The organism is Bacillus sp. ok061, assembly GCF_900108285.1.
GTDB lineage: Bacteria > Bacillota > Bacilli > Bacillales > Bacillaceae_G > Bacillus_A > Bacillus_A thuringiensis_S.
Genome location: NZ_FNUW01000024.1, coordinates 48,539 through 62,045, shown reverse-complemented (window position 1 = coordinate 62,045; position 13,507 = coordinate 48,539). Strand labels below are relative to the sequence as shown.

The following is a 13,507-nucleotide window of genomic DNA, read 5'->3' as shown; positions in this document are numbered from 1 at the left end:
ACGTGAAATTCAAAAAAATAGATTGTTGTGAGTGGATTTTTATCATTGTATGCTTTACTTGTTTTTTTAGTAGTATTATTCTGCCTGAAAAAAGATAAACAATGGAACAAATGAAACTTGTATCTTGTCTATATATTGAAACCATAATAAAAGTGAGGGCAGTTTTATGTTTATTCAAATAAGTTTGAGGTGTGGAAATGGAACAGACGTTTATTGAAAAGTGTAATCATGATGAGCTGGACTATGTTATAAAAGACCATTGGCAAGATGTATGGAATTATTCATTTATTATTACGAAAGATCCACACTTATCAGATGATATCACGCAAGATGTATTTATAAAGGTGTTTAAAAATTGGAATTCATTTCGAAAGGAGTCATCTATTAGAACGTGGATATTAAAAATTACAAGAAATACGGCAATAAACTATTTGAAATCCTCCTATTTTAAAAGGATATCTTTAATAGGATTTTTTAGTGACGATAAGCAATCCCTGTCAGCAGAACAAGAATTTTTTAACCAAGAAGAAATGAATGAGGTGTGGAAGGTTGTATTAAAACTACCTAAAAAGCACCGTGAAATAATTATATTGGACGCAAAATATGAATTATCTTATGAAGAAATGGCTGAAACATTAGGAGTATCCATTGGAACTGTAAAATCGAGATTAAGTAGAGCGAGAAGTAAGGTTTCAAAATTAATAGGGGAGGGTAGTAGCGATGAACAATAAACAAAATCCTGACTGGTATAGAAAAATAAAAAAAGGCCCAATGGAGAATCGTAAAGATGAAGAAGAATTTATTTCTAAAATAAAGCAGTCTATATACGAAAATAATGAAGTGGATTTTGTAAAACATAAAAGACCATTCCGTAAAAAAGCATTACCTATTGTAGTTGTTTTGGTTTGTACAATGTTATTTTTCATTGTTCAACAACCTTGGCTTGATGATAATAAAGCGCCGGTACAAAGTAGTACTCAAATTAAGCCTAAAACAAAAGATGAGTCTGCTCAGGATCCATCACTAAAACAATTTATGAATGAACTATATCAAAGTATAAACTCAAAAAATGAAAATGACTTGTATAAAGCGTTAAATGATGAAGTTCTATTTAAAGGGAAGAGTTATAAGAAGGATGAACTGAAGTTTGATGAAGATATTTTTCATGAGTTGCAAGTCGCCCTTACAATGGGGGGAGAGTTTGCAAATGATACAAAGCAAGTATATAAAGTACCAAGTGGATTGACGGAAAGTAACCAACCAAAGCAAGCACATTTTATATATGCAACTGTTACTGGAAATAAAACGAAAATTTTAGCTGAACCAAAGCGAGAATCACAAGTTTTATATGAAGTATCTAATGAAATGGTAAAAGCTTGGATTCCGGAAAAAGTACAGAATGATGGATATATAAAAATTTCGACAATTGATGGTAATACTGGATATGTACAGAAAGAGTACATTTTAACTGATATTAAATATTCATTTATGTTCGAAAAGAATAATGAAGGTATATGGAAAATAATAAATGTAGATTCTATATGGTAAAAGAGGAAGGTTCACTTTAATGAACCTTCCTCTTTGTTTTTATTCTCTTTTTGAAGAGTATTCCAGTACTCTAAAATTTCTGATGTAACGAGAGCGGCAATGTTTTTTTCTGAATTACTACCAGGAATAACGACAGAAACGGCAATTTGTGGATCTTCAGTAGGAGCATATGCAATGAAAAGAGAATGATTTATCATTCTTTCTTGCTCATTTGGAAAACCTGTAATACCTGTTTTACCTGCGACGTTAAAGGGCAACTTTTTGATCTCCTCTATATTTTGACTCATTCCACCTTGCACGACACTCCAAAAATTCATCGGGTAACGATTTGAACTTTCTAAAATTGGTTTAAACTTTTTTGTTTCCTTACCATCTTGACCAATAATCGCACTTACGATTTGAGGTTTATATTTATCACCTTTACTTGCCAAAGTTGCTGCATATTGAGCGAGTTGAAGAGGGGTATGCACTTCATTTCCTCCCCAAGAGGCATTTAATAAAGCAGAAATCCCATTTTCAAATTTATTAGATGGATGGAATTCATATTGTCCGTCTTCTTCAAAGGGCAAATCAATCCCGGTTTTAGAACGTAGGCCGAATTGCATCAAATAATCTGTCCATATATGTGCCACTTTTTCTATATTGCCATTATTTTGGTTGAATAATGGCAGAGCTACTTTTGCTGTCATAAATGTGTTAGATGAATTAATGATAGCCTGCCTCGGTGTAATCTCGCCTGTTGGCGTTCCAGGTGCATTCGTAATGTTATTTTGATTATCATACTGAAAAGTACCTTTATCTAAATAAGTATCTTCAGGTTGAAAAAGCTTTTCGTTTAATCCAATTAAAATAGTAAGTGGCTTTATAGTCGAAGCCATATTTACATAAGATTCACCATACTTTAATTTTTGAATTGCTTTATTTTGCGAAAGTGATTTAATGTTTTCTTTTCTAGAAGATACATGTGTATTTAATATATTTGGATCAAAAACTGCCGAGTTGGCCATAGTTAAAATCGCGCCAGTTTTTGCATCGCTCACTACAGCATAACCAGCTTTAGCATCAGGTGTTTTCTTAATTTGAGATCTTAATGCTTCTTCTACCTTTTGCTGCAACTCAGAGTCTAAAGCTAGCCGTACATCTTTACCTTTTTGTACTTTTTGAATGTTCCATAAGAACTTTTTATTATTCAATTTAAAAATAAGAGTTTTACCTGGTTTTCCCTTTAAATCATTTTCATATTGCAGCTCAATCCCGCTTTTTCCAACAGCCATATGCGTTGAATTAAGGTCATTTTCTATATACCCAATTACTTGTGAACCAATTTTGTGCTTAGGATAATATCGAATCCATTCATCTTTAATTATTACATTATTGGGTTTGTTTTTGTTTATGAATGCAAGTTCATTCTCAGTTATATCAGAGTATAACGGTATGTCATTCATAGTCTGCTTTTTACAAGATTGTTGTAATTGAGATTTTATGTTCTCTGTAGAAATATCATGTTGAAACTCGTTTGAAAATTGATTAAAAAAAGCTAATGTGTTTGATGTATCTTGTTTCGATAGCTTTTCATCATTAGAAGTGCAATATAGAGACTTAACTTTCTTATTTGTAGCTAGTATTACACCATTTTGATCAAAAATCTTTCCTCTTTCAGCTGAAGAAGTTGCGATAGTAATTGAAATGAAGTTGATTTTTAATAAAATTAGTAAAATCAAACCTACAATAGAAAGAACCGCAAAAAATCTCCATCTTTTTGTATGTAACATATAACCCTCCCTTATGTAGCCTATTTCATCTTATATTTAATTATTTTTTTTGTAAATGTGGAACAACTTTATTGTTTAGGTTGTCTATTAAGTATTACAGCATGAAGAAAGGAATAATTAGCATGAAAATTTACTAGCAAGTTTATATGTAAGTTTAATAAGAGTCATTATACAGTTTAGCACTTCTAATGCAAGTGGCAAAAAAATAGAGAGAAAACAAGAAGGGAGAGTTATTAATTCCGTAGCTAAACGAAAAGGAATGGATGCTTACAAGGATTAAGCAAAAAATTGAGGCGATATTTATAACCGATTATCGGTATCTAATATATAAGGAATGCTTTTAGTATATGCAGCAATTCCTGAAAGGATTAAATGGAGGATTTATGAAAGAACAAAAAGGCAAGAAGCAGAAGACATATATATCTATTCGATTAAATATAATGTTCCTTTGCATATTTGTACTATTCTCAGCTATTATTATGCAGCTAGCAAAAGTACAAATCGTTGAGGGAGAGGCTTATAAGAATCAAGTGGAAAGTAGTCAAAACGCAATAACTAGTATTCCAGTTCCACGTGGGCAAATTTTAGATCGAGAAGGGAAAACAGTTGTTAATAATAAATCTCTTCGCACAATTACGTATACAAGGGTGAAGGGAATTACGAGTGAAGATATTTTAAAAACAGCAAAAGACTTGGCGAAAGTACTTGAAATGCCTGAACAAGATATAAATAAATTAACAGATATCGATAAAAAAGATTTTTGGATGCAGTTGAATTCGAAACGTGCGGAGACAAAGATTACTAAGAAAGATATAGAAAAGTTTAAAGAAAAGGGTATAGAGGGGAAAGAGTTAGATAAAAAAATAGAAGACTTAAGACGAGGTCGCGTTACAGAGGTAGAATTAGCAGAATTAACAGCACAAGATTTAAAGGTGTTAGCTATTAAAAGTAAAATGAGTTCAGGTTATCAACTAACACCACAAATTATTAAAAAAGATGTAACAGATGAAGAGTATGCGCGGATAAGTGAAAACCTCGCGAATTTTCCAGGAGTAGATGCAACTGTTGATTGGGAACGTAATTATGTAAATGGTAGTTTATTTCGTTCTGTATTAGGAAATATTACGAGTAGTGAAGAAGGATTACCGAAAGAAAATTTAGATTCTTATTTAGTACGTGGATATAACCGTAATGATCGTGTCGGAAAAAGCTATATTGAACAACGATATGAAGATGTATTACACGGCACAAAAGAAGAAGTGAAAAATATTACTGATAAATCAGGAAACATTGTTAGCGCAGAAATAATCTCTAAAGGAAAAAGTGGTAATAGTTTAACATTAACGATTGATATGGAATTACAAAAGAAAGTGGAAGAAAGTATAGAGAAAAACTTGAGAGCTTTTAAGAGTTCAGAGCCACTGCTCGATCGAGCTTTTGTTGTCATGACGAATCCAAATAACGGACAAATTTTATCTATGGCAGGCAAAAAGATTGTAGAAAAAGAAGGGAAAATAGAGGTTGAGGATTTGGCATTAGGTAACATGACAACTTCGTATGAGTTAGGGTCAGCTGTAAAAGGTGCTACTTTATTAACTGGATATGAGACAGGGGCAATACATCCAGGGGATCAATTTTATGACGCGCCGATGAAATTTAAAGGTACACAAGCTAAGAAATCGTGGAATGTATCCGGATTTGGTAATATTAATGATTTACGGGCTTTACAAGTATCTTCGAATGTATACATGTTCCAGACAGCTTTAAAAATTGCGGGAGTTAATTACGTACCAAATGGCTCATTGGATATTAAACAAGGAGCATTTGATACGATGCGCTATTATTTCAAGCAATTTGGTTTAGGTGTCCCAACAGGTATTGATTTACCGAATGAAATAATTGGACAAACGAGAAAAGTAGATAGTCAACCTGGGTTTTTACTAGATTTTTCTATCGGTCAGTATGATACGTATACGCCGTTGCAATTAGCGCAATATATTTCAACGATTGCGAATGGTGGTTATAGAATGCAACCTCAAATTGTACAAGAAATACGAGAACAATCAATAAAAGAAGAGGTTGGCAATGTTATACGTTCCATGGAGCCTGTCGTATTAAATCGAATTGATATGAAGAAAGAACATATCGATCGGATAAAAGAAGGGTTTAGATGGGTATTCCAAGAAGGTGATGGAACTGGCGTGAAGTATTTCAAAAACGCGCCATATAAACCAGCAGGAAAGACAGGAACAGCCCAAACTGTATATGGTGGAGATGACCCAATTGGCAGAAATGCAAAAGGAGAACGTATGGAATGCTATAACTTAACGTTAGTTGGATATGCTCCATATGATAATCCAGAAGTAGCATTTTCCGTAGTAGTTCCATGGCTCCATGATGATAAAAATGGAATTAATTCTATAATTGGAAAGGAAATTTTAGATGTATACTTTGATTTAAAACAGCAACGTATACATGGTGAAGCTACTAGTACAAGTAGTTCTAAGCAAAATTAGAGTACTTTTCTCAGGGAAGAGACCTGTTCATATAAAGCCATTTATAAGTAAAAAAATGAAATGTGAAATAAGAGATAGCGGCGATCATAGCTACTATCTCTTATTTTGTTAATAACTCTCATACTAGCTATAAATTTTTTTCAGTTTATGGAACAAGTTTGGTTCGGTGATTGTCTATTATGTGTACGTATAAAAAGGTGCTAAAAATTTGGAAGGAATGATGGTTTTGAAAAATAAGAGGATGCTAAAAATAGGAATATGCGTTGGTATATTAGGTTTAAGTCTTACAAGCCTAGAAGCTTTTACAGGAGGGGCACTGCAAGTTGAAGCGAAAGAAAAGACTGGACATGTGAAACATAAAAATCAGGCGACGCATAAAGAGTTCTCTCAACTTGAGAAAAAATTTGATGCTCGATTAGGTGTATATGCGATTGATACTGGTACAAATCAAACAATCTCTTATCGATCTAATGAAAGATTTGCCTTCGCATCAACCTACAAGGCTTTAGCGGCAGGAGTATTACTACAGCAAAACTCAATTGATACATTAAATGAAGTGATTACATTTACGAAAGAAGATTTAGTGGATTATTCACCTGTTACAGAGAAACATGTAGATACTGGAATGAAACTAGGAGAAATTGCTGAGGCTGCTGTTCGTTCAAGTGATAATACTGCAGGGAACATTTTATTTAATAAAATAGGCGGACCGAAAGGATATGAAAAAGCGCTTAGGCAGATGGGGGATCGGATTACTATGTCTGATCGCTTTGAAACAGCATTAAACGAAGCTATTCCAGGAGACATTCGTGACACTAGTACAGCGAAAGCAATTGCTACGAATCTTAAAGCTTTTACGGTCGGAAATGCACTTCCAGCTGAAAAACGTAAAATTCTTACAGAGTGGATGAAAGGAAATGCTACAGGGGACAAACTTATTCGTGCAGGCGTACCAACTGACTGGGTAGTTGGAGATAAATCAGGTGCTGGCAGTTACGGGACAAGAAATGATATTGCTATCGTTTGGCCTCCAAATAGAGCACCAATTATCATCGTAATTTTATCTAGTAAAGATGAGAAAGAGGCTACCTATGATAATCAACTCATTGCAGAGGCAACTGAAGTTATAGTTAAGGCTCTTAGGTAATAGTATTTTAGTTCTCGCATTTTTAACATGAAAGTATTAAAAGTATAAAGTTAGAAAACGACTCTTTTCGTGGGATAAGAGTCGTTTTTGTGTTCTTATTATTAAAAAGGTAAAAGTAAAAATATAACGAATATATATGACGTATCTCATATGAAATTTCAAGTACTGTATTATTTTATTAATTTAAACAAATATCAAGAAAGTATAATATAATTCAGTTAGCATATAGAAGTGTTTGATGAGAATATAAAGGAGAAAATATGAAAAAAAGATTAATAGAATCGTAATGATTATTTGTATATTAGTAGGTTTTACAATCTTTTTATATTTACAGAACAATTTAATAAGTATAACTGAGGTTAAAATAACCTCTAGTAAAATACCCTCCTCTTTTAAAGGGTATAAAATTCTACAAATTTCAGATTTACACAATAAACAATTTGGAGATAATCAAGAGGTATTAATTCAAAAAATAAAAAGCATAGATCCAGATATTATTGCAATTACGGGTGATTTAATTGACAGTACATCATACGATGCAGAAGTTAGTATGCAATTAATACGAGAAATTGTAAAGAAGTATCCTGTATATTTTGTGACAGGAAACCATGAACAATGGTCTGGAAAGTATAACAGTTTAGAAAAAGAGTTGAAGAAATATGATGTAAATGTTTTAAGGAATGAACATGTAGGCATTCGAAAGGGTGAGCAAGAAATAAACTTGCTAGGTATTGATGATCCAGAGTTTGTTACTGGAAACGGTGATGAAGGAAATATTATAATAGATGAAATTAAAAAAGCGAAAATTGAAATGCAGCCAGATAGATATAATGTATTATTATCCCATAGGCCTGAATTTATAAAGGAATATACGAATGAGAGATTGGATTTGGTTTTATCGGGACATGCTCATGGAGGGCAAGTTAGATTGCCATTTATCGGAGGATTAGTCGCGCCAAATCAAGGTGTTTTACCTAAATATACAGCGGGTTTATATGTAGAACAAAATACATCAATGGTAGTGAGTAGAGGATTAGGAAATAGTATCATTCCGCAAAGAATTTTGAATAGGCCAGAAATTGTAGTCGTGCAGCTAAATTAAGTTGTACGATTTTTTAATACAAAAATGAGTAAAGGGGCTTTATGTATTTTGTACGAGTTAACATTACAATTTTGTTAAAAATTTTCTACGTTACATAAAGTAACAAAATTTGACCCTGAGTGTTTGTTATAGTGTAAATAATCAAAAAACTTAAAATTTGTCGAGTGAAAATTGTGATAAGTAATTCATATAAAAAACTTAAAGGGGTGTACACATGCATAAAGAATATGAAATTGAAGAATACACGGCGATTGAGGAACAAATACATTATTATTGTAAATGTTTATTAGTAAGTCATCCTGATCAAATAATAAAGTATTTAGAAAAAAGGTTAGAAAAATATGCAGAAACATTACAATATGCCCATTTATATCCTGACACAGTTATTTTACCTTTACAGCAATTAGTTATCGAATATTCTTTAGATGTTGCTAGAATTCGGAAGTATATGAATTTAAAAACGTAAAGTGAAATTTATAGTTTAAATGAAACAGAGTCGACGTTAGGAAATGAAATTCTAATGTCGACTCTGTTTCATTGTTTAATATCGTTGAATGAACATACATACTAATCAATGAAGTTTGACATATAATTAAGCAAGAGTAAAATAAAAGTGAGTACTCACTCATTTTATTGGAAAAGGAGGATGAAACGTGCAACAACCTTCCATTATTTTACGGACTGTATCAAAAAGTTTTGGGAAAAAAGAAGTGTTATACAATCTTTCATTGCAAGTTGAAAAAGCAGAGATTTTTGGTTTTGTTGGACCTTCTGGATCGGGGAAAACAACGCTCATTAAAATGATTGCAGGTATTAATGAGGCAACGAAAGGTGAAGTGCTTGTTAATAATACTAATATGCCTAATTTAAATGAAATGAAAAGAATTGGTTATATGGCCCAGGCGGATGCATTATACGAAGAATTGTCAGCATATGAAAATGCAGATTTTATAGCTACGATGTATGGACTAAAGGGAAAACGTAAAAAGAAAAGAATTGCAGAGGTTTTTGAACTTGTACAATTATCACAGTATATGAAAAAGCAAGTACAACAATTTTCAGGTGGAATGAAAAAACGCTTATCATTAGCAATAGCACTCCTCCATGAACCAGAAATATTAATTTTAGATGAGCCTACAGTGGGGATAGATCCGCTTCTTAGAAAAACGATTTGGGAAAAATTTCATGACCTTAAAAAGAAAGGTACAACGATTATTGTAACGACGCACATTATGGATGAAGCTGAATTTTGTGAGCGTCTAGGATTAATTAGAGAAGGGAAGCTAGTTGCGGTTGGAACAACTGAAGAATTGAAAAAACGCGTGTCATCTGGACGGATTGAAGATGTCTTTTTGCTAGAAGAGGTGGTGCAATCATGAGAGTTACTGGTGTAATCATTCGTATTATTCGCCAATTTTTTCGAGATAAGCGTTCGTTAGCAATGATGTTTGGAGCACCGATGTTATTACTTTGGCTATTATCGCTAGTGTTTACACAGAAAGACTATATACCGCAAATTGCTGTTGTTGATATGCCCGCTCAAATAGTAAAAGTGATGAAAAATCAAGAAGCGTCAATTTATGAATACAGTAAAGAAAAGGCGATTTCTGAGTTGGAAAAACAAAAGGTAGATGCAGTACTTCGAATAGAGAATGGAAAAATGAAACTTCTGTTGGAAGGTAGTGATTCGTCAAAAAATCGTGCTGTACTTCAAGTATTGCAAAAAAGCACAGAGAAGAATGAAGTATCAATTATGAAACCTGAAGTAAATTATTTACATGGCTCTAAAGACTTTACGATGTTTGATGGGCTTGGTCCTGTATTAATTGGTTTTTTTACATTTTTCTTTGTATTTATATTATCAGGTGTATCTTTCGTAAGAGAACGTTTAAGTGGTACGCTAGAAAGGTTATTATCCACCCCAGTAAGAAGATGGGAAATAGTCGCAGGTTATATTATTGGTTTTGGAATCTTTGCCTTTATACAATCCATTATTATCGTAAGTTTTTCCGTTTATATTTTAGAATTATACGTAGCTGGATCCATATGGCTAACGCTACTTATTACATGTATGCTCTCTTTAACTGCACTAACATTAGGTACGTTTTTATCGGCATACGCAAATAATGAATTTCAAATGATTCAATTTATACCGCTTGTTATTGTGCCACAAATCTTCTTTTCTGGATTGTTTCCAATGGAATCTATGAATAAGTGGCTACAAATGTTAGGGAAAGTATTTCCACTCACATACGGCGCTGACGCAATGAGACAAGTGATGATTCGGAATCAAGGGTTTACAGAGATTGCATTAGATCTTACTGTATTATTACTTTTTTCAATATTATTTGCAGTAGGAAATGTATTTGCTTTAAAGAAACATCGCAAAATATAATAATGACAAAAAGGAGCTTTATAAATGCAGAAGGATTGGCTGGAGGAATTAATAGCTGCAACTAATACGGATAAACGAAATGAACGTCAAATGCGAATATTAGAGGCGGCTGTTGATATGTTTGGAGAAAAAGGATACGCTTCAACTTCAACAAGTGAAATTGCAAAACGGGCTGGTGTAGCGGAAGGAACAATCTTCCGCTACTATAAGACGAAAAAAGATTTATTACTAGCGGTCGTAATGCCAACTTTAACTAAGTTCGCTGCACCATTTTTCGTACAAACCTTTGCAAAAGAAATATTTAAATCGGAGTATGAATCGTACGAAGGACTTTTAAGGGTTGTAATTCATAATAGATTTAAATTTGCTCAAAAACACTTCCCTATGATAAAAATATTAATTCAAGAAGTACCATTTCAACCAGAACTGAAAAATGAAATACAACAATTAATAGAAACAGAACTGTTTTCACATTTCAAAAAATTGATTGTGAAATTTCAAGAAGAAGGGGAAATTATTGAGATACCGTCATCTTCCGTACTACGTCTTACTTTATCAGCTGTATTAGGATTACTCGTAACAAGATTTTTATTATTGCCTGAAGAAAAGTGGGATGATGAAATGGAAATTGAAAATACGATTCAATTTATATTGTACGGATTAACGCCACGGAGGTAATGAAATGCGACAATTTGCAAAACCAACAATCGTTGTAAGTAAATGTTTAGAATTTGATGCCTGTCGATATAATGGAGAGATGATTCCAGATGTAACAATACGAAATTTGCAGCCATTTGTTACATTTATACCTGTTTGTCCAGAAGTCGAGATTGGATTGGGGACCCCTCGTGAAACGATACGAATTGTAGAAGAAAATGGTGAGAATAGACTTGTACAACCGTCGACACGAGAAGATGTAACTGAAAAAATGGAGCAGTTTTCAAATGACTTTTTACAAACGATATCGGATGCGGATGGTTTTATTTTAAAGAATCGTTCACCAAGTTGCGGTACGCGTGATGTGAAAATTTATTCTGGTTTTGAAAAAGCGCCAGCAAAAGGAAAAGGATCGGGCTTATTTGGCGGAGCAGTAGTAAAAAAATTTTCGCATCTTCCTATTGAAGAGGAAGGCAGATTGTCGAATTTTATTATTAGAGAGCATTTCTTTACAAGGCTATTTACAATCGCATATTACAAAATGATTAAACATAATAAAAATATGAAAGACCTTGTATCGTTTCAGTCGGACAATAAATATTTATTTATGGCATATAATCAGGTGAAACAAAAGGAATTAGGGCGTATAATTGCAAATCACAAAAATGAAAAGATTGAAGTGGTATTTGAAAACTATGAGAAGACTTTATATGAATTATTTATGCGCACACCTCGCTATACATCGAATGTAAATGTATGTGAGCACATTTTTGGATATTTTAAAACAAAGCTAAAAAAACAAGAAAAAGATCATTTTATAGAATTGTTGCAAAAGTATTCGGAAAAGAAAATACCACTTAGTAGTTTACTCACAATTTTAAAATCATGGGCCATTCGATTTGATGAAAAGTATTTATTAAGACAAACATATTTCGAACCATACCCAGAAGCATTAGTAGAAATTTCTGATTCTGGAAAAGGTAGAGATTATTAAACAATAAATTACATAATTCGACACAAAACCTCCTATGTTGTTGTAGAACAATGTAGGAATTTTTTTGTGCATTAGTACAGAATCTGTTTTAAAATTAAGTTATGACAGAATTATAACAATTGTCTAACTAATATTCTTGTCTTTTAAGTTGTTATGTTTGTAGTAGAAACTCGCACGCTGTCGAAACTCAATATTCGATAAGGGGTGTGTAGCGGAATGGAATTTACTCTAACTCGCGAAAAACAAATGATTAAAGAAATGGTACGTGACTTTGCTGAAAAGGAAATCGCACCGAAAGCTGTATATTATGACAAAACTGCAGAGTTTCCATATGAAACATTTCAAAAAATGGGCGAACTAGGATTACTAGGCATCCCATTCCCAGAAGAGTATGGAGGTTCAGGTGGCGATACGGTATCGTACGCATTAGCAGTTGAAGAAATTGGTCGTGCTTGTGGTGGCACTGGTTTAAGCTATGCTGCAACAATTTCATTAGGTGCTTCTCCAATTTATTATTTCGGTACAGAAGAACAAAAACAAAAGTATTTAGTCCCAATGGCGTCAGGTAAAACATTAGGTGCCTTCGGATTAACGGAGCCGAATGCTGGATCAGATGCAGGTGGTACTCAAACGAAAGCGGTATTAGATGGCGATGAGTATGTAATCAGTGGTGAGAAGTGTTGGATTACAAACGCAGAGTATGCAAATACCATTATTGTAACCGCTGTCAATGGTATTGAAGAGAATGGTAGAAAACGCATTTCAGCATTTATCGTACCTACTACTAGTGAAGGATTAACAATCTCAAGTCCTTACGATAAGATGGGTGTTCGTGCTTCTAATACATGTGAAATCGTACTTGATGGTGTACGTGTACCGAAAGAAAATATTCTTGGTGATGTAAATAAAGGTTTTAAACAATTTTTATATACACTTGATGGAGGACGTATTTCAATCGCAGCATTGGCAGTTGGTATTGCGCAATCAGCTTTTGAACGTGCATTGCAATATGCGAAAGAACGTCAACAATTTGGAAAGTCAATTTCTAATTTCCAAGCGATTCAATTTAAATTAGCTGATATGGCGACTGAAGTAGAGTTAGCTCGTAATTTAGTACATAAAGCAGCTTGGTTAAAAGATAACGATAAACCTTTCGGCAAAGAAGCGGCAATGGCAAAACTATTTGCATCGGAAGCGGCAAGCCGTATTGCGAATCAAGCAGTACAGATTCATGGTGGATATGGCTATATGCGTGAATATGAAGTTGAACGACATATTCGTGATGCGAAACTATTAGAAATTGGTGAAGGAACTTCTGAAATTCAACGTCTCGTAATTGCTAGACATTTAGGATGTAGATAAAAGGGAGGAATCAC

12 protein-coding genes are annotated in these 13,507 nt (G+C 33.3%); 11 read left to right on the top strand and 1 reads right to left on the bottom strand.

The window, feature by feature from the left end; all coding sequences use genetic code 11:
* The first annotated feature begins 197 nt into the window (after window positions 1–197).
* Window positions 198–731, top strand: coding sequence for a sigma-70 family RNA polymerase sigma factor (locus C4S65_RS25050; RefSeq protein WP_000438325.1), 534 nt, complete (start codon window positions 198–200; stop codon window positions 729–731).
* Window positions 721–1,548, top strand: a complete 828-nt coding sequence (locus tag C4S65_RS25045; RefSeq protein WP_086406139.1) for an SH3 domain-containing protein — start codon at window positions 721–723, stop codon at window positions 1,546–1,548. Before C4S65_RS25050 ends, C4S65_RS25045 begins: the two co-directional genes overlap by 11 nt.
* Window positions 1,549–1,559: 11 nt before the next feature.
* Here C4S65_RS25045 and C4S65_RS25040 read toward each other — a convergent pair whose 3' ends face one another.
* On the bottom strand, window positions 1,560–3,320 hold the full coding sequence (locus C4S65_RS25040) for a penicillin-binding protein 2 (RefSeq protein WP_061665997.1): 1,761 nt from the start codon (window positions 3,318–3,320) through the stop codon (window positions 1,560–1,562).
* 383 nt (window positions 3,321–3,703) lie between these two features.
* Between C4S65_RS25040 and C4S65_RS25035 the strand changes: the two genes are divergently transcribed.
* The 9 genes from C4S65_RS25035 to C4S65_RS24995 all read left to right on the top strand — a co-directional run bounded on the left by C4S65_RS25035 (window position 3,704) and on the right by C4S65_RS24995 (window position 13,493).
* Window positions 3,704–5,836, top strand: a complete 2,133-nt coding sequence (locus C4S65_RS25035) for a penicillin-binding protein 2 (RefSeq protein WP_042972481.1) — start codon at window positions 3,704–3,706, stop codon at window positions 5,834–5,836.
* A 220-nt stretch (window positions 5,837–6,056) separates the two neighbouring features.
* A complete protein-coding gene (bla, locus tag C4S65_RS25030; RefSeq protein ID WP_140337757.1) occupies window positions 6,057–6,983 on the top strand; it encodes a class A beta-lactamase Bla1 in 927 nt (308 codons plus the stop codon).
* 286 nt (window positions 6,984–7,269) lie between these two features.
* Window positions 7,270–8,085 (top strand): metallophosphoesterase, encoded by an 816-nt coding sequence (locus C4S65_RS25025; protein ID WP_003307094.1) that lies wholly within the window; start codon window positions 7,270–7,272, stop codon window positions 8,083–8,085.
* A gap of 214 nt (window positions 8,086–8,299) precedes the next feature.
* Complete coding sequence (locus C4S65_RS25020; protein WP_000548621.1) at window positions 8,300–8,551, top strand: hypothetical protein; 252 nt, start codon at window positions 8,300–8,302, stop codon at window positions 8,549–8,551.
* 187 nt (window positions 8,552–8,738) lie between these two features.
* On the top strand, window positions 8,739–9,464 hold the full coding sequence (locus tag C4S65_RS25015) for an ABC transporter ATP-binding protein (protein WP_001187084.1): 726 nt from the start codon (window positions 8,739–8,741) through the stop codon (window positions 9,462–9,464).
* Window positions 9,461–10,480, top strand: coding sequence for an ABC transporter permease (locus C4S65_RS25010; protein WP_001266732.1), 1,020 nt, complete (start codon window positions 9,461–9,463; stop codon window positions 10,478–10,480). The genes C4S65_RS25015 and C4S65_RS25010 overlap by 4 nt, the downstream gene beginning before the upstream one ends.
* A 24-nt stretch (window positions 10,481–10,504) precedes the next feature.
* A complete protein-coding gene (locus C4S65_RS25005; protein ID WP_001168189.1) occupies window positions 10,505–11,158 on the top strand; it encodes a TetR/AcrR family transcriptional regulator in 654 nt (217 codons plus the stop codon).
* Between the two features lie 4 nt (window positions 11,159–11,162).
* Window positions 11,163–12,131, top strand: coding sequence for a DUF523 and DUF1722 domain-containing protein (locus C4S65_RS25000; protein WP_001248643.1), 969 nt, complete (start codon window positions 11,163–11,165; stop codon window positions 12,129–12,131).
* A gap of 216 nt (window positions 12,132–12,347) precedes the next feature.
* A complete protein-coding gene (locus tag C4S65_RS24995; RefSeq protein ID WP_000397279.1) occupies window positions 12,348–13,493 on the top strand; it encodes an acyl-CoA dehydrogenase in 1,146 nt (381 codons plus the stop codon).
* Window positions 13,494–13,507: the final 14 nt, after the last annotated feature.